We start from the raw sequence: 23,852 nt of genomic DNA, 5'->3' as shown, positions 1-23,852 counted from the left end.
GACGCTCCCCCTTGCTGGCTCCAACACCCACGGCCTTGCGGCCCTCTTGCCCCCTCAATGCGATTCGCGCGCTTAATATGGTCTGAATTGGGCGGAAATGGGATCGCTCGCAAGTTGCGGCGTTCAGCTACCCGAAATTCGCCCCGCATCAAGGCACACCTGCCGGTCAGCCAGCGCGGCCAGCGCGCCATGATGGCCGATGATGAGGATCGTCAGGCGCCCCTTCAGCCGCGCGATGGCCTGCGCGATCAGCGCTTCGTTCGCCGCATCAAGCGCGCTGGTGGCTTCGTCCAGAATCAGCAGGGCCGGATCGCGCAGCAGCGCGCGGGCCAGCATCAGGCGCTGGCGCTCTCCGCCCGACAGCCGCCGCCCGCCATCGCCCAGCATGGTGTCGAGGCCCTGTGGCAGCGCCAGGACAAAGTCGGCCGCCGCATCGCGCAGCGCGGCCTCCAGCCGGGCATTGTCCGCTGTGGGCGCGGCCCAGAGCAGGTTGTCGCGCACCGTCGCGGTCAGCAGCACCGGGTCTTGCTGAACATAAGCGACCCGGCTGCGCCAGGCGCGGCGCAGCACCGGATCCAGGTCCTGACCGTCAACCGCGATCGTGCCCGTATCGGGTGAAAGCAGCCCGCCAAGCAGATCTGCCAGAGTGCTCTTGCCTGCGCCCGACGGGCCGATCAGCGCGGTCATGCTGCCCGCCGGCAGGCTCAGGTTGATCCCGGTCAGTGCGGCCTCGTTCTGCCCGGTGAAATGCAGGCCGACGCCATCCAGACTGATCGCCGATCGCAGTTGCGGCGGGGCAACATGATCCGCATCGGGTTCCCGCGCCGCCTCTGCCTGCCCAATCAGGTCAAGCGCCTGGTTGATCGCCGGGCGGCCATTGGCCCAGACCAGCAGCGATTGCTGCAAGGCTTCCAGCAGTGGCAGGCTCCGCGCGAACAGGGCGATCATCGGCAGCAGGGCGGACATCGCCATGTGCCAGCGTTCCACCGCGACCCAGACCAGCGCGGCCAGTGTCATGGCTCCGCCCAGCTGCAAGATCGCCCGGCTGGTGCTCAGCCCGCGCTGAAACTCGATCTGCCCGGCTTCCAGCCCGGCGAAGTCAGCGTTCAGCTCAGCGATGGCGCGGGCCTCGCTCCCCAGGCTCTTGATCACGCGCAGGGATTGCAGCCCTTCGTCCAGCCGGGTGAGGACCCGGCCATAGGTCTGGCTCATGCTCTCACCCAGCCGTGCGGCGCGACGGCGCAAGCCGCGGTAGGCGAGCAGCACCAGCGCCCCCCCGATCAGGCCGGCCAGGGCCAGCCGCCATGAAATCGCCAGCGCCGCCAGACCAACCCCCAGCAGGGTCATGAAGGTTGCCAGCGCGGTCAGGGCCTGATTGACGATGTATCCGGCCTGATTGACCTGACCCGCCAGAATGTTGGTTGCCCTGCCCCGGCTCAACCCCATCGCAACGCGCCAGTCACACAGCAGCAACGCCTGCCAGGCCCTTGATCGCAAGCGGCCGACCAGCGCCAGTTCCAGCTGCATCGCGGCCATCTGCCGGGCATGATTGATCAGCACCCGCAGCAGGATCAGCGCAAGGAACAGGCCCAGCACCGGCCCCAGCGTCAGCGGAATGCCGATCGTTCCCAGCCATTGGGCCAGCCCCCCCGCGGGCCCCGGCCCCAGGATCGCCAGCAAGGGCACCAGCAGGACCAGGCCCAGGCCCTCGGTCACGGCGCCCAGCACCATCAGTGCGGCGACCCGCGCGGCCTTCCAACCATGCAGGGCAGGTTCGAACAGGCGCACCCGGTTGCTCATGCGGCATTTCGCCCGGAAATGTAGTCGGCATAGCGCCGCACCGCGAAAACCGCCGGAATGGCGAATCGCAGCCGGGTGATCGTGGCAAGGTCGGCCGGCGACGTGTCGGGCCAGTTATCAAGATCGCGCAGCATGCTGTCGGTATCGACCAGCGCCCCCAGTTCGGGGTGATCGGCCACCCGCTCGATCTCGCGGCGCAGCTGGGGCAACTGGCGGGTCATCCGGACATGCCAATCGGGCACATGATCGCCGTGCCGCCGTTCGGTGCGTTGCGCTTCTGGCAGTCTGCCCACCGCCATGCGGCGGGCCAGCAGGCGCCGTTCTCCGCCCCGCACGAACTGGTTGTCGGGCATGCCCAGACACAGTTCGATCAGCGGACGATAGGCCAGCACATCACGGCCGCGCAGGCCGAATACCTGCTGCATGCCCAGGGCCGTTTCGCCGCCGATCGCCATCGAATCGAACAGGGTTTCGGCAAACCGTTCGCGCGAATGGAGGAAATCGATGCTGAAGGCGCTGCGGGCCAGATGGCGCTCCGCCAGCTTTTCGCCAATCGCGCTGCCGGGCTTGAGGTAGGGGTTGGCAAAGATCTGCGGCCGCGCGGTTCCCGGGGTCAGGTCGCGGATTCTCTCGCGCCAGGCTGCCGGCAGGTTGGGCATCAGCCCGGTGGCGATGAAGCGCCGCCACATCGGCCGGGTGTCATCCAGCCGGGTGCGAGCCAGCCGCCAGACTTCGCCCCACTGCAGCTGCCTGAACAGGGTTGCCGGGGCCCAGGGGGCTTCGCCGCTGATCGTCTGATTGCCCAAATTGCCCCAGAACAGCCAATCGCACCCGGCATCGCGGGCGGCCTGGTTCAGGCCGAAATGGACGAAGCTGATGCCCAGGTTGATAACCTCGCTATCGGACGCCAGCATGCGTTCCGCCGCGAAGCTATCGGGCCCCAGATCGGCATTGTCGACGAAGATCGGGTCGAGCCCTTCCCGCCTTTCGGCGAAACGCCGGACATAGGGGCCATCGTCCCCGAACAGATGGGGCATCACTTCGCCGCCCCATTCCTGGTGCGGAACGAATGTAATGCTGGTCAGCCGTTTCCCTGCGGGCATCTGGCGCAGCATTTCGTCGCAGACCAGGGAGGAATCGAGCCCGCCAGACAGCGTTACGGCAGGTTTGGTGGCCAGCGCGAGGCATTTGCCCACCGCTTCGCCCAGCATTGCCGTCGCAGCCTCGACATAATCTGCGTCGCGGCGAAACCGGACCGGGCTGATCGCGGCGGCGTCATAGAACTGGAAGGTAGAGCGTTGTTCCCCGGCAAAGGTCACGACGGTGCCGCCGCGCACCTGTTCGATTCCTTCAAACCGGGACCGGGCATCGTCAACCCGCTCGAAAGCCAGCATGTCCTCGATCAGGCCGGGTCTGAGCCGCTTGGGCAGTCCGGCCGCGAACAACGGACGCGGGATCGGGCAGGCCAGTATCCCGCCGGGGCTGTAGTGGAAAAACAGCGGCAATCCGGACCAGGGACTGCGTGACATCCGCACCCGGCCATCGGGCAAGACTGCCAGCGCGGAATATTCGCCCACGATCCGGCGGTCGGCATTGTCGCCCCAGCGTTCAACCGCAGCACCGAACACCGCCTCAGCTGTGCGTTCGCAGCCAAGTTCCGCGGCCAGTTCGGTCAGATTGTCGATAATGCCGGCCAGCAACACTGCGGTTCCTGCCGGTGTGCGGGCAACCCGCCAGCCCTTTCGCGCCGATGCGCGCGGTGAGGGGAGTTCTGCGAAGTAGTCCTGCCCGATCCGGCAGGAATCGGCTGCGTGCCCTGCAAACAGGCCGAGTGATTGCGCCGCCCGTTCGGGCGCGAATTCACAATCGCTGCCCGCTCTGCGCGCAAAAAAGAACATGATGGCCTTAAATCCCGACCGGGAAATCGCCCGGCCGGGCTACCGGAGCGCTAACCCCGACGCGCAATAATCAGGAGAACCCGACGTCCGGACCAGGGCAGTTGCCGCCACCATTGGTGCCCTGGCAGGTGCCGGTCTGCGTCCCTGCGACATTGGCAATCTGGCCCAGGCGGGTAAGGGCGGGCTTGGTCCAGGTCTTGGTCTGCTTGGTCACAACGAAACTCCTAAAGTTCTGCCGAAAGGTGCCGCGACCTCACCTTGCTAAGCGTTCTTGACCGTAGTTTTACAGATTCGAAATTATTTTGCAACTGCGAAGCGCGCCTTGAACGCGAGAAACCGCGATTCAGGGTTCAACCCTGTGCCCGGAAAATCACGGCCCATTCACCGGGCAAGTCGCCGATTACCCGCACCGGACCGACATCGACCCAGGCGTGGAGATCGTCCGTTCCGGTGCGCTGGGTTTCGGGGCGGGCGGCGATGTGCAAGGCATAGGGAATTTCGCGCCGCCGCAGCATGGCGATCAAGGCTACTGCGCGGGGCAGACACAGCCATTCACCGCCCATGCGCCATGCTGCCCGGTCGATGTGCCGCGCCAGCGCCCAGGCGGCCGCGACTTGGGGGTCGGTAGCGTCACGGGCCGGCGCATTGGCGGACAGGCCCAGCCGGTCACGCCAGGTGCCGAACGGAATGCGCAGCACCAGGCGGCGGGCCCGCAGCAGTTCGGCCATGGCCTCTGCTGTGCGTAGCCGCGCCCGCCAGGTTTCAGCCAGCCGTGACAAACCCGGCAGCCATGACCTGATCAAGGAAGGCATCGACATCGCCTGCAAGCTCAGCCCGGGGGACGCCATAAGCCTGTTCCAGCTGCGCCAGCAGGCTGGCCCGGTCCAGCCCCTGATCCAGCAGGTTCCAGATTTCCAGCCCGCTGTCCTTGATCGAGAAGAAATCGCCGCTGGACAGGTCCATCAGTACTACTTCGTCGTCGATTTCGGTTTCTGCAAAGGCATCGGGGCATTTGCGCAGAGTCTGGGTCATGGGCCTGGCTCGCTGTCTGGCTGGACGGTTGGGTGCTGCTTCACATGCCGTTCCGCCACCCCGGCGTCCACTGCAAAGCGCGCAGTATCGCGCGGGCGGATGAAGCGTGACAGGGAGAGGCCGCGGGCCAGCGCGGCCAATTGGGCGAAACGTCCGGCCCGGTCGGGCTGCGAAGCGGCCAGGAACAGGTCCGTGGTATAGTGATCGTCCTGCAGCCGCAGCAGCTTTTCCGCACCGTGCAGCGGCTCGATCCGGGCGTGCTCACCTTCCTCAAGGAAAGTCAGGCTGGCCAGTGGCAGCACGTCCTTGATGCTGCCTCCGGCGGGCTCAGCATAGAATTTGTCAAACCGCTGCGCGATTTTGCCGGTGGGGCTGGCACCGGTCAGCGCAAGGGCATCGGGCCACAGCTTGAGCCGCTTGTGCCCCGGCAGGCAGAGTGGCGCTTCGGGCCGGGTCAGGTCGAGCAGCAGCGTGTCATCGCAGAACAGCGGCAGACCGCGCCGGGTCAGCTCTGCCGTCAGCGTGGACTTGCCCGCGCCTGACGGTCCGGTGAAGGCATGGACCCGGCCCTGCCAGGCCACGGCCGATGCGTGGATCGGATAGAGCCCGTTGATGCAGGCGACTGCCGCATAGACACTGCCATTGCGGATCAGGCTGTCCTCGTCCGGATCCCAGCCCGGCGGGCGCTGTGCGATGATACCCTCGCCCCGGACATAGAGATAACCCAGCCCCGTGGCCGACCGGAACAGGAAGCGCTCGCCATCCAGCTGCCAGCTGTCCGGCCTGATTTCCCCGCCGTCCAGCCCCAGCGGAACCGCCCCTTCGCACAGGCGGGTTTCGCGCTTCAGCAGGGCCAGCGCAGGGTGGGGCGGGGCAGGATTGGCCATGGCCAGCGGCATTGCCGCCAAGCGGCGCCAAGGTCAATCGCGCGGCAGGATGAATCGCTGGCGCGGCCAAGTGTTTGCCCTGAACGAGATGCAGTGTGGAAAACCGCCGCTCTGCGCCTTGTTGCCCCCAGATACGGTAGGTAAGCGCCGATCAAGGGAGCATATTTTCGCGCCATGGCTGCACCGCTGATCTCGCCCTCGATCCTCTCCGCCGATTTTGCCCGGCTGGGCGAGGAAGTGCGCGCGATCGACGCAGCCGGAGCGGACTGGATCCATGTTGATGTGATGGACGGGCACTTCGTTCCCAACCTCACGATCGGACCGATGGTGGTAAAGGCGCTGCGCCCCCACACGACCAAGCCGTTTGACGTCCACCTGATGATCAGCCCGGTCGATCCCTATCTGCAGGCTTTCGCCGATGCCGGGGCGGATATCATCACCTTCCACCCCGAAGCCGGGCCGCACGCGCACCGCACGGTTCAGGCGATCAAGGCGCTGGGCAAGCAGGCCGGGGTTTCGCTCAACCCCGGCACGCCCGCCAAGATGCTCGATTACCTTTATGAGGAAGTGGATCTGGTGCTGGTGATGAGCGTCAATCCCGGGTTTGGCGGGCAAAGCTTCATTTCCAGCCAGCTGCGCAAGATCGAGGCGATCCGCAAGTCGATCGACAAGACCGGGCGGGACGTGCGGCTTGAAGTGGACGGCGGGGTCGATGCCGTTATCGCGCGGCAATGCGTTGATGCCGGGGCCGATGTGCTGGTGGCCGGGACGGCTGCCTTCCGCGGCGGGCCGGATTGTTACGCCGCCAATATCGCCGCGCTCAAGGGGGTGGGGTGAGCCATGGCCGATGCGCTCATCTCCGCGCGCGGCGATGCGTCGGCGGATACGGTGCCAACTGGCGCCGGGGCGGACATGGCGGTACCTTTGGGTGCAGGCAATGAGGAGCTGCTGGTGAGCAATGGCGCCGCAGTTGCGGGTGAGGGCGGCGCGCCGCCGCCAACCGGCGAACTGGTTGAACCGGGCCGCGCGCTGGCCCTGGCTGACTTTGCCCCGCCCAGCCTTGGCGCGGGTGAGCGCCTGCTGCGCTTTGCCTATCGGCTGGGGATCCCCGGCTCCACCCTGTCGAGCCCGTTCCGCAAGCCCGGCAAGCCGCGCCTGCTGGCCACGGTGCAGAACCCCTTGCCCGGATCGCGCGTCGCCGGAACAGCGCTGCGTGCCGGACATTTCCTGGTTCACGGGGTCAAGGCTCCGATCGCCCAGATCGATTTCGGCGGCGTGGCACGGATGGCACCGCCGCTGGAGCGCGCGGTTCATTCGTTCGCCTGGCTTGCCGATCTGGAAGCCTGCGCCGCGCGCGAACAGGCCGTCCCGGTGGCGGAACGGGTGCTGGGGGCCTGGCTGGCCGCCAATCCCAAGGTTCCCGGCAAACCTGGCAAGGGCCCGGCCTGGTCACTGGCCAATGCCGGTGCGCGCGAACTCAACTGGCTGGTCCATGCCCCGCTGATCCTGTCCGGGCCGGACAAGGCCCACCGCGCCCGGGTGCTGGGCGCGCTGGAGGAAACCGCGCGCTGGCTCGACAAGAATGTGTCCCGCGCCGAAGACCTGCTGGCGCAAGTTGCGGGTTGGTGCGGAATTGTCGCGGCAGGCCTGTTGCTGCCCGATGGCAAGGCGCGCCGCCTGTTTGGCGAAGCCGGGCTGATCAAGGCCCTGGGTGAACTGGTGGGCGATGATGGCGGCGTGCTGTCACGCAGCCCGCTCGGCCAGATCGAAGTGATCGGCCTGATCATCAAGCTGCGCGCCTGCTATCACGCCCTGCGGCTCGATCCTCCCGAAGCGCTCGATGCAATCCTTACCATGCTGGTCCCGCCACTGCTGGCACTGACGCACGGCGATGGCTCGCTGGGCAGCTGGCAAGGAGCCTGGGCGATCGACGGGGACGAGCTTGCCGCGCTGATCGAGGCGAGCGGCGTGCGCACCCGCCCGCTCCGCGATGTCCGCCAATGGGGCTATCAGCGCGTAGTGGCCAAGCAGTCGATCCTGCAGTTCGATGCCGCTCCGCCGCCGCTGGCCAAGCATGCGCGAACCGGCTGCGCCTCTACGCTTGCGTTTGAATTCAGCCATGGCGGCCACCGTCTGGTAGTTAACTGCGGGGGTTCGGGCTGTGCTGGCGGGCTGATGCCGGTGCGGCTTGAACAAGGCTTGCGCGCCACGGCGGCGCATTCCACGCTGGTGCTGGATGATGCCAATTCCACCGCCGTGCTGATCAACGGCGCAATCGGCACCGGCGTATCCGAAGTGGAGATCGATCGCCGCACCCTGACCAGCGACAAGGGCACCGGGGCAACCCGGCTTGAAGCTAGCCATAACGGCTATGAGGCGCGCTATGGCCTGACTCACCGCCGGATCCTGATCCTGCGCGATGATGGCACCGAACTGCGCGGTGAGGATCTGCTGGTGCCGGGCGGGCGCAAGGCCAAGAACGGCAAAGTCGGCTTTGCGATCCGGTTCCATCTGGGCGCGGGGATCGATGTCCGCCTGTCCGAAGACGGGCAAGGCGCGGGCCTGGCACTGCCTGATGGCAGCCTGTGGCAATTCCGTTCGGGCGGCGGGCAGATCGTTCTGGAAGAAAGCATCTGGGCCGATGGGCAAGGCCGCCCGCAGCCGGTCCAGCAACTGGTGCTCCAGGGGCTGGTCTCGCGCGGGGGCGGCAACTTTGCCTGGCTCCTGAAGAAAATGGGGTAGATTCAAGTGACTGACGTGAAGATCCAGCGGGCACTGTTGTCAGTGTCCGACAAGACCGGGCTGACCGAACTGGGTCAGGCGCTCAGCGCGCGCGGAGTGGAACTGGTCTCCACTGGCGGCACGGCCAAGGCGTTGCGCGATGCGGGCCTGACGGTGAAGGACATTTCCGAACTGACCGGCTTCCCCGAAATGATGGACGGCCGGGTCAAGACCCTGCATCCCAAGGTCCACGGCGGGCTGCTGGCCGTGCGCGACAATCCCGAACATGCTGCAGCCATGGCCGAACACGCAATTGGCGCGATCGATCTGGTGGTGGTCAACCTCTATCCCTTCGAAGCGACCGTGGCCAAGGGCGCGGCCCGCGACGAGGTGATCGAGAATATCGACATCGGCGGCCCCAGCATGGTGCGCTCGGCGGCGAAGAACCATCTCTACGTCACGATTGTCACCGATCCGGCCGACTATGCCGGGCTGCTCGCCGAACTTGAGGCGAAGGACGGGGCAACCGGTTACGATTTCCGCCGCCTGATGGCCGGACGCGCCTATGCCGCGACCGCCGCCTATGACGCGATGATCAGCCAGTGGTTCGCCTTTGCCGATCAGCAGCAACTGTTCCCTGAAATGCTGGCCGTCACCGCCACGCGCAAGGAAGAGCTGCGTTACGGCGAAAATCCGCACCAGCGCGCCGCGCTCTACATTCCCAAGGGGCCGCACGGATCGGGCATCGCCCAGGCACGGCAGTTGCAGGGCAAGGAATTGTCGTACAACAATTATGCCGATGCCGACGCGGCCTTTGAACTGGTGGCGGAATTCCGCGGTCAGGATCCGGCCGTGGTGATCGTGAAGCACGCGAATCCGTGCGGTGTGGCACAAAGCTCAACCTTGCTTGAGGCTTGGTCCGGAGCGCTGCAATGTGATGATGTTTCGGCCTTTGGCGGGATCGTTGCGGTCAATGTTCCGCTCGATGGTCCTACGGCCGAGGCGATCTGCGAAATCTTCACCGAAGTGGTGGTGGCCCCCGCGGCCGATGAAGCCGCGATTGCCGCGTTCGGCCGCAAGAAGAACCTGCGGCTGCTGCTGACCGGCGATCTGCCCGATCCGCGCCGGGGCGGGCTGAACATCAAGCCGATCACCGGCGGGCTGTTGGTGCAAAGTCGCGATAACGGCGCGATCACACTGGATGACCTCAAGGTCGTCACCCGCCGCCAGCCGAGCGAGCAAGAGCTGAAGGACTGCCTGTTTGCCTGGACCGTGGCACGCCACGTCAAATCGAACGCGATTGTCTATGCCAGGGACGGGATCACCGCCGGGATCGGCGCGGGCCAGATGAACCGCCGCGATTCAAGCCGGATCGCCGCGCTGAAGGCCGCCGAAGCGGCCGACAAGTTCGGTTGGGTGCAAAGCCGCACGGTCGGATCGGCTGTCGCCAGCGACGCCTTCTTTCCTTTCGCTGATGGTCTGCTCGCCGCAGCCGAGGCCGGAGCCACCGCCGTAATCCAGCCCGGCGGCTCGATCCGCGACGACGATGTGATCAAGGCGGCGGATGAGGCTGGTCTGGCAATGGTGTTCACGGGTATGCGGCACTTCCGACACTGATCGCCGGGCATCGCGCCGCCCGATTAAGCCTGTGTTCCGCAACTCACCGCAGGCCTGCTTCGCTTCGTCGCGAAGCCATGGGTAGCGCTGTAACGTTCACTCGACGGTAAGACGAATTTCGGCAGGAGACCCTCAACCGAATCGACCGTTATGCAAGTGAAGATCCATGGGCCTGTTCAAACCCGACCTCTATCGTTCCTTTGGCATTGGCTTTGTGCTGGGCGCGCTGGCGCTGACCGGGGCGATGGTGGCACAGGGCCGGGCTCAGATCTCTGGTCCGATTCCCGCCGCGCAGGCCGCTCCGGCGCTGCCCGACCAGACGCGTTGAAGCGCGGCTTCTCAGTTCTCCTGCTAACGGGCGCCTTGGCGCTCTCCGCCTGTCAGGCACCGGCCCACGCCGGGGAAGCCAGCGTGCTTGCACCCGCCGCCGCGCGCCAGTCGGATGAAGCCCGGGGGCTCAGGCAGGCGATCTTCGCGGGCGGCTGCTATTGGGGCGTCGAAGGGGTGTTCAGCCACGTGCTGGGGGTGACCAGTGTGGTGCCCGGCTTCCATGGAGGCGCAGCAAGAACGGCTGATTATGACCGGGTTTCCGGGGGCGATACTGGTCATGCGGAAGTGGTGCGCGTCACTTACGATCCCAAAGTGGTGCGCTATGACCAGCTGGTGCGGATCTTCTTCTCGGTGGTTGCCGATCCGACTACGCTCAACCGTCAGGGTCCGGATACGGGCACCCAGTACCGTTCGGCCTTGGTTCCGCTGGGGGCTGAGCAACAGCAAGTCGCGGCGGCCTATCTGGCGCAGCTGAAGGCCTCAGGGATCTGGAAAGCGCCGATCGTGACGCGGATAGAACCCTACAAAGGGTTCTATCCCGGCCCGGACTATCATCAGGACTTCATGGCCAAAAATCCGTCCCATCCCTACATTCTGGCCTGGGATGTGGCCAAGGTCGCGGCGCTCAAGCGGCGCTTTCCGGGGTTCTGGAAGGCCACTTTCACGCGCGGCTGATTGCCGAATGCGCGGGGCCGTCCTATATCGCGCATATGGGCAGCCACGCACACCACCATCACCACGAACCTTCGGGCACCAGCCTGGTCGATGCCGCGCGCGACGCGCTGATCGAGGCAGGCGAGCAGTGGACCGAAATGCGCGGCGAGGTTTATGACGCGCTGGCCGTACAGCCGCGCCCGGCCTCAGCCTATGACATTGCCGAACATGTCTCGAAAGCGCGCGGCAAGCGGGTTGCGGCCAATTCGGTCTACCGTATTCTTGACCTGTTCGTGGCCAGCAACCTTGCGCGCCGGGTCGAAAGCGCCAATGCCTATGTGGTCAATCCGCACCCGGGCTGCCGCCACGACTGCATTTTCCTGATCTGCGATTCGTGCGGGCAAGCCACCCATATCGACGATGACCGGCTGACCGGCGCATTGGTCGATGCCGCGCACGGCGCGGGCTTTGCCGATATCCGCCCGGTCGTGGAACTGCGCGGCCAGTGCGCCAGCTGTTCCGACAGCTGATCGACAGCGCGATTTCAAGGGTGTAAGGCCCCCCAGATGACTGCCACTCCGGCAACTCCGCTGCTCGACACGGTCGATACCCCCGAGGACCTGCGCAAACTTGCGCCGGGCCAGTTGCGCGCGCTGGCGGATGAGCTGCGGGCCGAGATGATCAGCGCCGTTGGCACCACCGGCGGGCACCTTGGCTCCGGGCTCGGCGTGGTCGAACTGACCGTCGCGATCCACTATGTCTTCAACACCCCGCAGGACCGGCTGGTGTGGGACGTGGGCCACCAGGCCTATCCGCACAAGATCCTGACCGGGCGTCGGGATCGCATCCGCACCTTGCGCCAGGGCGGTGGCCTGTCGGGCTTCACCAAGCGCAGCGAGAGCGATTACGACGCGTTCGGCACGGCGCACAGCTCTACCTCGATTTCCGCCGCGCTGGGCTTTGCCCTCGCCAACCAGATGCGCGGGCTGCCGGGCAAGGGCATCGCCGTGATCGGCGACGGCGCGATGAGCGCGGGGATGGCCTATGAGGCGATGAACAACGCCAAACCGGCCGGAAACCGGCTGGTGGTGATCCTCAACGATAACGACATGTCGATCGCGCCGCCGGTGGGCGGGCTATCGGCCTATCTCGCGCGCCTCGTCTCCTCGCGGCCCTTTTTGGGCCTGCGCGACATTGCCCGCCGGCTGTCGCGGAGGCTCCCCGAACCGCTCCACCGCGCTGCCAAGAAGACCGACGAGTTCGCCCGCGGCATGGCGATGGGCGGGACCCTGTTTGAGGAACTGGGCTTCTACTACGTCGGCCCGATCGACGGGCACAACATCGACCAGCTGGTCCCGATCCTGGAAAACGTCCGCGATGCGGCGGAAGGTCCGTGCCTGATCCATGTCGTCACGCAAAAGGGCAAAGGCTATGCCCCGGCCGAGGCGGCGGCGGACAAGTACCACGGGGTCCAGAAGTTCGACGTGATCACCGGCCAGCAGGTCAAGCCAGTGGCCACCGCGCCGGCCTATCAGAACGTCTTCGGCGAAACCCTGGCCTGGCTCGCCAACGACGATCCCCGGATCTGCGCGATCACCGCCGCGATGCCGAGCGGGACCGGGGTCGACAAATTTGCCACAGCGCACCCCGATCGCAGTTTCGACGTGGGCATTGCCGAACAGCACGCCGTCACCTTCGCTGCGGGCCTTGCCGCCGAAGGAATGCGGCCGTTCTGCGCAATCTACTCCACTTTCCTCCAGCGCGCCTATGACCAGGTGGTCCACGACGTCGCGATCCAGAACCTCCCGGTCCGCTTTGCGATTGACCGCGCCGGGCTGGTCGGGGCGGATGGGGCGACCCACGCCGGATCGTTCGACGTGACCTACCTCGCCAGCCTGCCCAACATGGTGGTCATGGCCGCCGCGGACGAGGCCGAGCTGGTCCACATGACCTATACTGCCGCGCTCCACGATAGCGGCCCGATCGCCTTCCGCTATCCGCGCGGCAATGGCACCGGCGTGCCGCTGCCCGAGGTCCCGCAACAGCTGGAGATCGGCAAGGGCCGCGTGGTGCGCCACGGCACCAAAGTCGCGATCCTGTCGCTCGGCACCCGCCTCGCCGAAGCGCTGAAAGCCGCCGACCAGCTTGAGGCCAAGGGCCTTTCGACCACCGTGGCCGACCTGCGCTTTGCCAAGCCGCTCGACACCGACCTGATCCGCCACCTGATGGCCACCCACGAAGTGGTGGTCACCGTGGAGGAAGGCTCCATCGGCGGCCTCGGCGCCCATGTCCTGACCATGGCCAGCGACGAAGGGCTGACCGATGCCGGCCTCAAAATCCGCACCCTGCGCCTGCCAGACGTGTTCCAGGACCACGACAGCCCGGACAAGCAATACGACGCCGCCGGTCTCAACGCCGCCGGGATCGTCGACAGCGTATTGAAGGCCCTGCGCCACAATTCAGCGGGCGTTGAAGAGGCCCGGGCCTGATTTTTGCGCCCCCAGCGTTACGCTGCCCGGATTGAAACCAAACGATATTTCCAGAGTTAGTTGATAAAACACATCCGCAGGGCACAGTTTGCCCGCGCGAAATGTTTTGCCGTGCCCGCGCCGGGGCACCAAGCGAATCCAACAATGTCAAAGAGCCGGTGAGGATTCTGACAGCTTGGCCGCGTGTAGGAAAATGGTTTTGTCGGCCAGCCTGCGCGTTCTGGCGCTGCGCATCCAGCACTGCCGCATCACGGGTCGTCGCCGCCCCGACAGGAAGGAAGCAGGCTGGCCGGATGGCCGTGCCGATCTGCCTGTTGACGCGCCGCTGCCAAGCCATCTGCCCACCCCAACCCCGCCAAACTAACGATGCGATTCTAACGCTTTGCACGGTTGCCAAGGTCCGCTGGCCATGCCAGCATGGTGATCGGGATGATGCCGGGCATACCGGCCATGCAGGAGGGGCGGATGCGGCGTTCGATCAGGGCCTTGGCTGGGGCCTGCACACTTGTGCTGGCAGCCTGTGGCGGAGGAAGCGGGGGTGGCAGCAGTCCGGTTGCGCCGGGGCCGACGCCTACGCCCACACCCACATTCACGCCGCCGCCGGCTCCCACTGCCACCGCGCGGGTCTATGCCACTTCGCTGGCGACCGGGCTGATCGAATTTACCAGCGGCGATATTGACACTTTCGGTCTTTATTGGACTCTGGGCTTTACGGCCCGCGATGGCCGGTATTATCCCGGCCATGCCAATGCGATCGCCACCTATACCGGGCTGGGATCCGCCCCTGGGGCCGATCCATCGGGCGATTACGCGCTGACATTCAAGCGGACCCGCGTGATTGATCATGAAACCGGGGCGCAAATCTATATGAACGCCCCGGCCAATGTCCGGATGGTTACCCCGGTAACCGCCATGCTGGTTGCACCGGGCAGCACCGCCGCCAGGCTCAAGACCCAGCTTGGCATAACCGGCAGCCTGTTCGGCCTGACGGCGGATCCCGATCTGGCCACCTATGATGCGATTGCCGAGGCCGCTTCGGGCGATTCCGCCCGCGCCGCCGATGCCGCGCGGATGCATGCCGCCAACCTGCGCGTTCTGGCGATCATGGGCGCGATGGGGGCCCTCACCAACAGCACAGGTTACACCACGCCGGGGATCGATATGAGCTATGGGGACGTGCGCCCCGGCATCACGCCCACCGAAGGCGTTGCAACCCGCTGCCTTGCTGCCGCACCCAGCCTGTTCATTTTCCAGAATGACCGGATGACGCCGTTCATCCAGTGCTATCTTAAGGATGTCGGGATTACCCAGCCCAGCCCGCTTCCCTCTTTGCAGCTCAGCACGGCCAAGGTTCAGGCCATTGCCCATCTGATCAATGGCTATGCGGCGGCCATGCCGGTGCGGCTGGAAACCTCTGCCGAAAAGGCCCGGTGGCTGCTGGGGATCAATGGTTATCTGCGCCCCATGGTCGGGCGGGTTGCCACCGACAGCACCGATACTACGGCTCAGGCCGTGCTGGCGCTGACCGCGATTACCCCGACGATCATCACCGAAACGGCGCGGTATGCCGATTACCTGCGGTATAATGACACCGGCCTGTACATGCCCGCGCCCGATTTCCTGGTCCTTGCGGGAACCAGTTCGCTTACTTTCAGCGCGGGTGATCTGACTGGCAATGACTTCGTCCTCTCGAACCAAAGGGCGGCCACGCGCGGATTTGATCCAGCGGGCGGTTCGGTGCTGTCAATCGGCGTTCCGGCTGCCCGGGCCGGGGAACTGTCGCTGGTCCAGAACGCGTCCGGCACCTACACTGTTTCGGCGCTGGGCGGGTTCAAGGGGGCCAGCTATTTCGAGTATGTGGCCAAGGCATCGAATGACGAACAGCGCACGACCCGGGTTTACGTGCGGGTAATGTAACGGGCACCGCCGCCTGGCCCCCCCTTGACATGCGTTCGCATATCCATACCATGTTATATAACAAGGTATGGAGTTTCCGATGCGCGATGTCATAGCGGATATGGGCCCGGCTTTTCTGGGCAGCCGGCTCAAGCGGCTGGCCGAACGGATGCAGGCCGGGGCGGTCACTGCGATTGCCGATGCGGGCTTGCCGCTGCAGCCGGGGCAGATGGCGGTGCTGGCCGCCTTGCGCAGCGGCCCTTTGACTGTCGGACAGCTCGCCGCCGCAATCGGGATCAGCCAGCCGGGGGTGACCCGCAGTGTCGGCCAGATGGCCCGGCTGGGGATTGTCGCCGATCGCCCCGCCGCAGACCAGCGCAGCCGTCTGGTCGAACTGACCGAGGCTGGCCGCGCTGCGGCGGAACTGGCCGCAACCCAGCTGTGGCCGCGGATCGGCATGGCGGCGGAAGAATTGCTGGCGGGGCTGAGCGGATCGTTCATGGATCAGCTGGCCGCGCTCGAACGCGCGCTCGATACGGCTTCGATTGCAGAGCGCGCAGCGCGCGCCCAGCCCGGCGGACTGCGCTTGCGCGAATTCGATGACGGGCTGGCGCAGCACTTTCACGATATCAACGCCGAATGGATCACCGCCATGTTCGCGCTGGAACAGACCGACCGCGACGTGCTGGAACACCCGCGCGCGCGGATTGTCGATCCCGGCGGGACGATCCTGTTTGTCGAAGCCCCGGGCCTTGGCGTGGTTGGCACTTGCGCGCTGCAAAAAACCGGGCCCGCCGCCTTCGAACTGACCAAGATGGGCGTACGCGAAGCGGCGCGCGGATTGAAGGCCGGGGAATTCCTGTTGCACGCGGCGGTAGCCCGCGCAGGTGCGCTGGGGGCGCAGGACCTGTACCTGCTGACCAACCGCAAATGCGCGGCGGCGATCCACCTGTACGAAAAGCTGGGTTTCGCCCACGATGCCGGGATCATGGACCGCTATGGCGCGCGCTATGACCGCTGCGACGTGGCGATGCGCTATACCAACCTGCGATAGTCAGCGTTCATAGCTTCTGTTCGTGCTTCATGCCTGCCCGGCGACGGGGGTGGGCGGACTGCGCGGCTGGAATGGTTCACGCAGAGGCGCGAAGGAAGAAAGGGAGGCGCGGAGGGGTAGTGGCGAGCCGGAGGCTCTCTTAATCATTTCGGTGCGGTTGGGGTAACCGTTGGGGAGAAGGGCGGCTGCGCCGCGAGCGCTACCTCTCTGCGCCTTTTTTCTTCCTCTGCGCCTCTGCGTGAACCATTCCGTTCCATCGTGTGCCCGCCCGGCCACGGGAGCGAGCAGACCGCACGGTTTGAATGGTTCACGCAAAGGCGCGAAGGGCGAGCTGAGCCCTATCCCACCAGCCAGCGCCACACCCCGGCAGGCACATAGATCGCCGGGATATGCGCCCAGGTGGCGGCGAGCCAGGTTGCGAGGCCCACGGACAGCGGCATCGCTCCGGCCTGATACAGCCGGTCAAGCCGGGGCCAGAAGCTGGTGGTGGCTTCCCACCGGGCCCAGGCCGGGCCCATTTGCGCTGCCTTCTTGCGGTCCTGCAGATGCGATCCGACCAGCGCGAGGAACGCGAGGGTACCGCTCAGCACCAGCACGCGCGGAGTGGGGGCGATCAGGGCGTGAGCCACGGCCCACAGCGCAAAGGACCACATCATCGGGTGGCGGGTCATGTGGAACACACCGTGCGGCCCCTGCGCCAGCAAGGCCCGCGCGCGCGGATCGGGCAGGGCGGGGTTGCCCTGAAACGAACCGACCAGCAGCACTGCGGCGATCAGGGTCAGCACGCTGGCCAGCGCCCACAGTCCGACACCGCTGCCTTGCCACAACGCCGGACCGGCGGGTGCGCCGGTGAACGCAGCGATCATCCAGCCAAAACTGGCCAGTGCGACCAGCGAATAGATCGCCATGAAGCCCCCTGGCCCGACCAGATTGGTCACCGCCGCGCGCAACGGGTGCGACAGGGCGAAATGGGTGCCGACAAATGAGACCGCAGCAGCGATCAGCGGGGCGAGCGCAGGGTCCATGGCGGGCATTCCTATGTTTACGACGTCAACATGGTATCAGGTTGTGCGGGCTTGGCAAGAGGGAGAGGTGGAGGGGGAGGGGGAGTGACAAGCCTGCAGCCTTGGGTGCTGGCGGGGAGAATGGAATGGTTCACGCAGAGGCGCAGAGAAGAAAAGGGAGACGCAGAGGAGTGGCATCTGCGGCGAAGCCGCTATCCCATGCTCCGTTGCGGCAAACGCGGCAAAGGGATCGTTTCAGAGCCTGCGGCTCGGCGCACCCTCTCTGCGTCTCTGTTTTCTTCTCTGCGTCTCTGCGCGAACCATTCAAACCTGCCGTCCTAAAGCAAAGGACCGCGACCACTCACCACTCGTATGCCTTGGGCAGCGCCCCCTCAACCGGCACCTTGTACCGATCCCGCAGCCGCGTCTGGTGGTTCGACAAGGACTGTTCGACCCCGTCGATGAACACCCGCACCACGCCCGAGCTTGCCTCGAGCGGGTCGCCGTCCCAGATCACCACGTCGCCCGCGCGGCCTGCTTTCAGGCTGCCGAATTTGTCGCCCATGCCCAGCGCTTCGGCCGGGCCGGAGGTGATCGATGCCAATGCCTGACCCCAGGTCAGTCCGCTTGCGCCCGGCAGTTTCGCCAGGGCCACCAGGTTCCCGGCATATTGCGGGGCATAGCGCGGCTGATCGAAAAACGCGCCAAGCGAGACCTTGACCCCTGCCGCTGCCATGCGCCCGACATTGCTTTGGGTCGCGCCGATCTGTTCGAACCGGTCAGGCAGATCGTTGAGCGGCGTTGCCAGTACCGGCACGCCCGCTGCGGCAAGTTCCTTTGCCGCCATCCAGCCTTCGGTTGCGCCGACCAGCACCAGTTTCAGCGCGGGGAATTCGCGTTTGAGGCCCAGTGCCATGCGGATATCCGCCGCGCGTTCGACATGGGCGTAGAGCGGCTGCTTGCCGGTCACCACCGGCACCAGCGCGGCGGCATCGAAACGGTTGAGCAGGGCATCACCGGGGCGTTCGGGCGCAGCGTCCTGCACGCGCGGATCGGCGCCTTGTCCGCCGCCGCGCCGCGCCAGTTCGCGCGCTTCGGCAAAGGCATTGCGCAGCGCCGCCTGCACCGCCACGCGGCCGCCGCCGGCCTTTTGCGCGCCTGTTTCGCCCAGTTCGACATATTGGAACGCGCGCGCCGCAGTGACGGCATCGGGATCGGTGCCCAGATCGATTACCGCGCCTTGTCCGGCAAAAATGCCGCTGGTGTCCAGCGGCGCCACGGCCGAGCGGGTGACGCCCCCGGCGCGGGCGACCTGGATCGGCAGATCATCGGGATTGATCGCGGCGGCAATGTCCAGCGCGGCGCTGAACGGGCTCTTGTCCGCTTCGGTATCGTTGCTGTCATCGACCGCTTCGACATCGCGCAGGCCAAGATCGGTCACGGCGACGACCAGGCCCGGGGTGACCCACTGGCCCTGCGCGTCGATCACCCGCACTCCGGCTGGCACTGCCACCCCGGCCCCGGCGGCGACAACTTTGCCCGCGCGGACCACCACGGTGCCGTTCTGGATTGGCGCGGAGCCATCGCCGATTGCCAGAGTGGCATTGGTCACGGCGAAATCATCGGCGAAGGCAGGCGCGGCCGCGCTGGCGAGCAGGGCGGCAAGGGTCAGACGGAGCGCGCTCATTTCACGTCTCCTTCGCCGCTCTGGCCCAGCTCGAAATCGCTGACCGGGCGCAATTTGGGGTTCTGCGCATCGTAAAGCAGCGCGCCGTCGATCCAGACCTTTTCGGGGCGGGCATAAGTGGAGAGCGGGTTGGCGTTCCACAGCACGACGTCGCCCATCTTGCCTGCGTCCAGACTGCCGGTCTGCTGATCGACCCCGATCGCCTTGGCGGCGTTGAGCGTCAGCCAGCGGATCACTTCACCGTCGGAAATGACGATCCCGGCGCGGCGGGCATCGCCCTGCGCCTTGGCCGCTTCCTGATTGAGCCGCTGGATCCCGTTGGCATCGTCCGAATGGATCACCACGCAGGCCCCGGCCTTATAGAGAATTCCGGCGTTCTCAGGGATCGCATCGAGCGATTCCATCTTGAACCCCCACCAGTCCGCCCAGACGGCGCTGCACACGTCACCCGCTTTCAGCAGATCGCCGATCTTGTAGGCTTCGACTGCGTGATGGAACGCCGAAACCTTGTAGCCAAATTCCCGCGCCATATCGAGCACCAGCGCCATTTCATCGGCGCGGTAGCAGTGGTTCTGGATCTTGATTTCGCCATCAAGCACGCCCGCCAGCGTTTCCATGGCGAGGTCGCGGCTTTCCAGCTTGCCGGCATCGCGCTTGCGGCGGTATTCCTGCGCTTTGATCCAGGTCATGCGGTTGACCGCGAAATTGCCCATGCGGGTGCTGGGCATCCGGCCCTTGCCGCCATAGACCCGCTTGGGATTTTCCCCGCAGGCCATTTTCAGGCCATAGGGCGCGCCGGGGAATTTCATGCCCTGCACGGTGCGGGCATAGACGTTCTTGAGCACGGCTGATCGCCCGCCGATCAGATTGGCGCTGCCGGGCAGGACTTGCAGGCTGGTCACCCCGCCATTGGCCAGCGCGCGGCTGAAGCCGGGGTCATGCGGCCAGACCGAATGTTCGGCCCAAACCTCGGGCGTGGTCGGATCGGTCGATTCGTTGCCGTCCGAATGGGCCTGCACCCCGGGGCTGGGATAGACCCCCAGATGCGAATGAACATCGATGATCCCGGGGGTGACGTATTTGCCGGTCCCGTCGATCCGCAGCGCATTGGCGGGCACGGCCATATCGGCCATGGCCCCGGCGACAGCGGCGACTTTGCCGTCCTTCAGCAAGACTTGCCCACGCTCAATCTGCCCGCCCTTGCCATCGTAAACCGTCGCCCCGGTGATCAGCACGGGCTGACCGGGATAGGGCTTGTAGGTCGAAGGATAGGGGTTCTTGTTGAACGAGACCGCCGGATTGTCGGCCTTCTTGTCCTTGTCCTTCGCCTGCCCCGCCCCGGTGCCCCCCAGCACCAGCGAGAGGGCAGCGGCGGCGGCGAGCAGGCGTGACGCGCGCATGGCTTACTTCACCCCGTGCATCAGTTTCTTGAGCGGCCAGGACAAGAGCAGCAACACCACCCCGATCGCGACCGAGATCAGCCCGATCGTCTGGAACACCCCGACATAGGTATCGAGGCTGACCTTGAGGTTGGTCACTTCGCCGCCGACCGTTTCAACACTGGCGAACTGCGCGACCACGCCCGCGACATATTGCGCGACCGAGATCGACAGGAACCACACCCCCATCATCAGCCCAACGATCCGTGCAATCGACAGCTTGGTGATCATCGACAGGCCGACCGGCGAAATGCACAGTTCGGCAATCGAATGGATCAGGTAAAGCCCGGCCAGCCACCACAGCCCGACCTTGAAATCATCACCCGCAAATTGCGAGCCCCAGACCAGGAACAGGAAGCCCAGCCCCACGCCCATCAGCGCGACACCGAATTTCACCGGGATCCCCGGCTCCATCCCGCGCTTGGCAAGGCCATTCCACATCATCGAGAACAGCGGCGCCAGTGCGACGATGAAGAAGGCGTTGAAGAACTGGGTCTGCCCGGCAGTGATCGAAAACAGGCCGAACACGCTCATGTCGGTATTGCGGTCTGCAAACAGCGTCAGCGAAGAACCGGCCTGTTCAAACAGGGTCCAGAACACGGTGTTGAACACGATCAGCACCATTGCTGCCAGCATCATCTGGAATTCCTGGGTGCTGCCGTTCTTCCACGCCCAGAACAGGATCGCGGGCACGGCCACCAGGAAGGTTCCGAACATGATCTTGCCCATGATCGGCAGGGTGGAGATATAGCCGATGAAGCCGCTGCCAGCCTCGGGCTTTACGTAATTCATCAGGTTCGCGAACAGCAGGTAGACCACCGGGATCGCCAGCACCGAAGCGATGTAGATCCACCAGTCCTTGTCTGCCGGGGCATCGGCCGGGCGATCGCCATAACCGTCCAGCTTGCCGCCATCGAACTGGAACAGCAGCCAGGAAACCCCCATGCCTGCCGCCGCCAGCGCGAAACCGGCCCACCAGCCCAGCCCGCCCCAGCTGCCCATGCCCACCGCCAGCAGCGGGCAGAGAATCTGCGAAAACAGCGAACCCAGATTGATCCCCATATAGAAGATCGTGAAACCGGCATCGCGGCGGCGATCACCATCGGCATAGAGCGACCCGACAATGGTCGAGATATTGGGCTTGAAGAACCCGTTGCCGACCGTGACCATCGCGAGGCCGCACAGCAGGAAGAACGTGTACAGCACCGAACGTTCGCCATCGGGCTTGAACTCGCCCGCGGGCACCTTGCGTACTTCGCTGCCATCCTTGGCGAGCAGCGAGACGGTCTTGTCCTCGTTGCCCTTGATCAGCAATTGCTGGCCCTGGTCGGTCACGAATTGCTGCTTGCCTTCGCCGCTGCCGACGATGCTCACTTCGTAACGCTGGCCTTCGATCGTGGCATAGGGTTTGGCCATGCCACCAACGCTCGACAGGCACAGCACGGTATAGCCCAGGCTCATCATGATCGCGCCGAACTTGACCGACCGCTTGGACCCCAGATAGCGGTCGGCGAGCAGCCCGCCGATCAGCGGGGTCAGGTACACCAGCGCGGTGAACCCGCCATACAGCCCGGCGGTGGTGGTGTCCGAAAACAGGAAATGCTGCGCCAGATACAGCGTCAGCAGTGCGCGCATGCCGTAATAACCAAAGCGTTCCATCGCTTCGGTGGTGAACAGCCGGGCCAGCTGGCGCGGATGGCCGAACCATTCGCCTTGGCCGCTTGGCGCATTGAGGTTGATCTTGCTGGCGTCTGCCACGGCCGCGCCCGGCTCTGCCGCCGCGTCGTCAATCGGATTGGTCATGGTGCCTTTGGCTCCCCGTTAGTCTCTTGGCACTCGGCGCCGGCCGCCCGGCTGGCGCGATGGAATGAGGCAAGATTAGCGGGGTTTGCGCGCCATGGAAGCAGAATGTTGCGCGCCCGTGAAATACCAGAACGCGGGCCGGGCCGGGCGGCGCGCTTACTTAAGCTGGGCCTCATTTTTGCTTGCGTGCCGCGCTGTATTATGGCAGTGATGCACCATGTCAAATTCCAGCAAACCGGTCTATCTCAAACTGCGCGATCTGATCGCGGCGGCGATCATCGATGGCACTTATGGCGAAGGGGCGATGCTTCCTTCGGTCCGCGCCTTTGCGGCGGAACAGGGCGCCAATCCGCTGACCGTGGCCAAAGCCTATCAGCAGTTTCAGCTGGACGGACTGGTAGAGGTTCAGCGCGGCGTGGGCATGTTCGTGGCGCGCGGTGCGGCGGACCGGCTGCGGCGCAGCGAACGCGAAGCATTTCTGGCCAGCGAATGGCCGCAGATCCGCCGCCGGATCGAACGCCTCGGGCTGGCTCCGGCCGATCTGCTGGCGCAAGGTTAATACAGGCTTATCTAACATAACATTCTTGCGTTGCGCAGCGGCGCAAGATTTGCCACAACCCGGGCTTGAGCAGTGCAGCTTGTACCGGGTCGGAAGCCGTACCGCGCTCATTTCCAGAACGGGGGTTCGGAGTCGTAATCGCGCGGCTCCGCGGAAAGGCGTGTGATATGATACGATCCGAATTGCTTCAGGCGCTTGCACGGGACAATCCCGGCATGAAGGCCGATGAAATCGAAAAAGTAGTGGCGGTCTTCTTTGATGAGATCGCGGCGCGGCTGGCCAAGGGCGGCCGGGTTGAACTGCGCGGCTTTGGTGCGTTCAGCACCCGCAGCCGCGATGCCCGCACCGGCCGCAATCCGCGCACCGGCGAAAGCGTTTCGGTGCCCGGCAAGGCTGTGCCCTATTTCAAGCCCGGCAAGGAAATGCGCGCCAAGCTCAATACGGATTGATTCGGGAAAGGGCTGCGGGCCGATCCCCTGTTTCCCCCCTTCCGCTTGCGGGAGGGGGATACGTCCGATGTCGACCTGACTATTTGACGCTGCCCGCAAGCATTCTATGACGCTTGCCAGTGCGGGCGTGGCGGAATGGTAGACGCCGGGGACTTAAAATCCCCTGAGCCTTGCTCGTGCGGGTTCGAGTCCCGCCGCCCGCACCAGGTTCTTTCCGCCTCATGGCCGTTCAGGCGCATGATGGACCTGAATGGATCACGCAGAGGCGCAGAGGCAGAAGAGAGGCGCAGAGAGGTGGAGCTTGCGGCGCAGCCGCCCATCTCTCCAATGGTGGCCCCAACCGCACCGAAATGATTGGAAGAGCCTACGGCTCGGCAAACTCCCTCTGCGCCTCCCTTTCTTCCTCTGCGCCTCTGCGTGAACCATTCCGACCGCGCAGGCCGCCCGCTCCCGTGGCCGGGCGGGCACATTCCCCAACCGTTTGCCCCAGCCGTCCCCACCGGGGCGAGGCCGCAGGTTGGCATGACTGCGCA

21 protein-coding genes and 1 tRNA gene are annotated in these 23,852 nt (G+C 65.4%); 12 read left to right on the top strand and 10 right to left on the bottom strand.

Annotated features, from left to right (window positions below; translation table 11 throughout):
- Positions 1-123: 123 nt before the first annotated feature.
- The 6 genes from MNBBLIKP_RS11400 to MNBBLIKP_RS11380 form a co-directional block, all read right to left on the bottom strand.
- A complete protein-coding gene (locus MNBBLIKP_RS11400; protein WP_088310378.1) occupies positions 124-1,800 on the bottom strand; it encodes an ABC transporter ATP-binding protein in 1,677 nt (558 codons plus the stop codon).
- Positions 1,797-3,698, bottom strand: coding sequence for an asparagine synthase-related protein (locus MNBBLIKP_RS11395; protein WP_088310377.1), 1,902 nt, complete (start codon positions 3,696-3,698; stop codon positions 1,797-1,799). Before MNBBLIKP_RS11395 ends, MNBBLIKP_RS11400 begins: the two co-directional genes overlap by 4 nt.
- Before the next feature lie 70 nt (positions 3,699-3,768).
- Positions 3,769-3,912 (bottom strand): hypothetical protein, encoded by a 144-nt coding sequence (locus MNBBLIKP_RS18070; RefSeq protein WP_176399749.1) that lies wholly within the window; start codon positions 3,910-3,912, stop codon positions 3,769-3,771.
- 136 nt (positions 3,913-4,048) lie between these two features.
- Positions 4,049-4,510, bottom strand: coding sequence for a lasso peptide biosynthesis B2 protein (locus tag MNBBLIKP_RS11390; protein WP_254913016.1), 462 nt, complete (start codon positions 4,508-4,510; stop codon positions 4,049-4,051).
- Positions 4,461-4,730: an HPr-rel-A system PqqD family peptide chaperone gene (locus MNBBLIKP_RS11385; RefSeq protein ID WP_088310376.1), complete on the bottom strand. Its 270-nt coding sequence runs from the start codon at positions 4,728-4,730 to the stop codon at positions 4,461-4,463. The genes MNBBLIKP_RS11390 and MNBBLIKP_RS11385 overlap by 50 nt, the downstream gene beginning before the upstream one ends.
- Complete coding sequence (locus MNBBLIKP_RS11380) at positions 4,727-5,617, bottom strand: hypothetical protein (protein ID WP_140420593.1); 891 nt, start codon at positions 5,615-5,617, stop codon at positions 4,727-4,729. The genes MNBBLIKP_RS11385 and MNBBLIKP_RS11380 overlap by 4 nt, the downstream gene beginning before the upstream one ends.
- A gap of 174 nt (positions 5,618-5,791) precedes the next feature.
- Here MNBBLIKP_RS11380 and rpe point away from each other — a divergent pair, with 174 nt between their 5' ends.
- From rpe to MNBBLIKP_RS11340, 9 genes are all read left to right on the top strand, one after another.
- Positions 5,792-6,454, top strand: coding sequence for a ribulose-phosphate 3-epimerase (rpe, locus tag MNBBLIKP_RS11375; RefSeq protein ID WP_088310374.1), 663 nt, complete (start codon positions 5,792-5,794; stop codon positions 6,452-6,454).
- A 3-nt stretch (positions 6,455-6,457) separates the two neighbouring features.
- Positions 6,458-8,359 (top strand): heparinase II/III family protein, encoded by a 1,902-nt coding sequence (locus MNBBLIKP_RS11370; RefSeq protein WP_254913015.1) that lies wholly within the window; start codon positions 6,458-6,460, stop codon positions 8,357-8,359.
- A gap of 6 nt (positions 8,360-8,365) precedes the next feature.
- Entirely contained in the window at positions 8,366-9,955 is a 1,590-nt protein-coding gene (gene purH, locus MNBBLIKP_RS11365; protein WP_088310373.1) for a bifunctional phosphoribosylaminoimidazolecarboxamide formyltransferase/IMP cyclohydrolase, read from the top strand.
- Between the two features lie 166 nt (positions 9,956-10,121).
- Positions 10,122-10,283 carry a hypothetical protein gene (locus tag MNBBLIKP_RS18180; protein WP_217896682.1) on the top strand — a complete coding sequence of 54 codons (162 nt, stop codon included), beginning with the start codon at positions 10,122-10,124 and terminating at the stop codon, positions 10,281-10,283.
- Entirely contained in the window at positions 10,280-10,960 is a 681-nt protein-coding gene (msrA, locus tag MNBBLIKP_RS11360; RefSeq protein ID WP_217896681.1) for a peptide-methionine (S)-S-oxide reductase MsrA, read from the top strand. The genes MNBBLIKP_RS18180 and msrA overlap by 4 nt, the downstream gene beginning before the upstream one ends.
- 35 nt (positions 10,961-10,995) lie before the next feature.
- Positions 10,996-11,469 carry a Fur family transcriptional regulator gene (locus MNBBLIKP_RS11355; RefSeq protein ID WP_088310371.1) on the top strand — a complete coding sequence of 158 codons (474 nt, stop codon included), beginning with the start codon at positions 10,996-10,998 and terminating at the stop codon, positions 11,467-11,469.
- A 36-nt stretch (positions 11,470-11,505) separates the two neighbouring features.
- The gene (gene dxs, locus MNBBLIKP_RS11350) at positions 11,506-13,428 is read left to right on the top strand and encodes a 1-deoxy-D-xylulose-5-phosphate synthase (RefSeq protein WP_088310370.1); all 1,923 of its coding nucleotides are present in this window, start codon (positions 11,506-11,508) and stop codon (positions 13,426-13,428) included.
- 417 nt (positions 13,429-13,845) lie between these two features.
- Positions 13,846-15,345, top strand: coding sequence for a hypothetical protein (locus tag MNBBLIKP_RS11345; RefSeq protein WP_088310369.1), 1,500 nt, complete (start codon positions 13,846-13,848; stop codon positions 15,343-15,345).
- Between the two features lie 79 nt (positions 15,346-15,424).
- Complete coding sequence (locus tag MNBBLIKP_RS11340) at positions 15,425-16,378, top strand: bifunctional helix-turn-helix transcriptional regulator/GNAT family N-acetyltransferase (protein ID WP_088310546.1); 954 nt, start codon at positions 15,425-15,427, stop codon at positions 16,376-16,378.
- A 338-nt stretch (positions 16,379-16,716) separates the two neighbouring features.
- Here MNBBLIKP_RS11340 and MNBBLIKP_RS11335 read toward each other — a convergent pair whose 3' ends face one another.
- From MNBBLIKP_RS11335 to MNBBLIKP_RS11320, 4 genes are all read right to left on the bottom strand, one after another.
- Positions 16,717-17,403, bottom strand: a complete 687-nt coding sequence (locus MNBBLIKP_RS11335) for an NnrU family protein (protein WP_088310368.1) — start codon at positions 17,401-17,403, stop codon at positions 16,717-16,719.
- 340 nt (positions 17,404-17,743) lie between these two features.
- Positions 17,744-19,069: an amidohydrolase family protein gene (locus tag MNBBLIKP_RS11330; protein WP_088310367.1), complete on the bottom strand. Its 1,326-nt coding sequence runs from the start codon at positions 19,067-19,069 to the stop codon at positions 17,744-17,746.
- Positions 19,066-20,469 (bottom strand): amidohydrolase, encoded by a 1,404-nt coding sequence (locus MNBBLIKP_RS11325; RefSeq protein ID WP_088310366.1) that lies wholly within the window; start codon positions 20,467-20,469, stop codon positions 19,066-19,068. Before MNBBLIKP_RS11325 ends, MNBBLIKP_RS11330 begins: the two co-directional genes overlap by 4 nt.
- A gap of 3 nt (positions 20,470-20,472) precedes the next feature.
- A complete protein-coding gene (locus tag MNBBLIKP_RS11320; RefSeq protein ID WP_088310365.1) occupies positions 20,473-22,311 on the bottom strand; it encodes a peptide MFS transporter in 1,839 nt (612 codons plus the stop codon).
- Positions 22,312-22,528: 217 nt separating this feature from the next.
- On the opposite strand from MNBBLIKP_RS11320, the gene MNBBLIKP_RS11315 reads away from it, so the two are divergent.
- From MNBBLIKP_RS11315 to MNBBLIKP_RS11305, 3 genes are all read left to right on the top strand, one after another.
- Positions 22,529-22,870 carry a GntR family transcriptional regulator gene (locus MNBBLIKP_RS11315; protein ID WP_088310364.1) on the top strand — a complete coding sequence of 114 codons (342 nt, stop codon included), beginning with the start codon at positions 22,529-22,531 and terminating at the stop codon, positions 22,868-22,870.
- Positions 22,871-23,037: 167 nt separating this feature from the next.
- Positions 23,038-23,319 carry an integration host factor subunit beta gene (locus MNBBLIKP_RS11310; RefSeq protein WP_088310363.1) on the top strand — a complete coding sequence of 94 codons (282 nt, stop codon included), beginning with the start codon at positions 23,038-23,040 and terminating at the stop codon, positions 23,317-23,319.
- Between the two features lie 121 nt (positions 23,320-23,440).
- Positions 23,441-23,525, top strand: a tRNA-Leu gene (locus MNBBLIKP_RS11305).
- Positions 23,526-23,852: the final 327 nt, after the last annotated feature.

The organism is Novosphingobium sp. B 225 (assembly GCF_002198665.1).
Taxonomy (GTDB): Bacteria; Pseudomonadota; Alphaproteobacteria; order Sphingomonadales; family Sphingomonadaceae; genus Novosphingobium.
The sequence above is the reverse complement of the archived record's forward strand: the minus strand, read 5'-3'. Positions and strand labels throughout refer to the sequence as shown.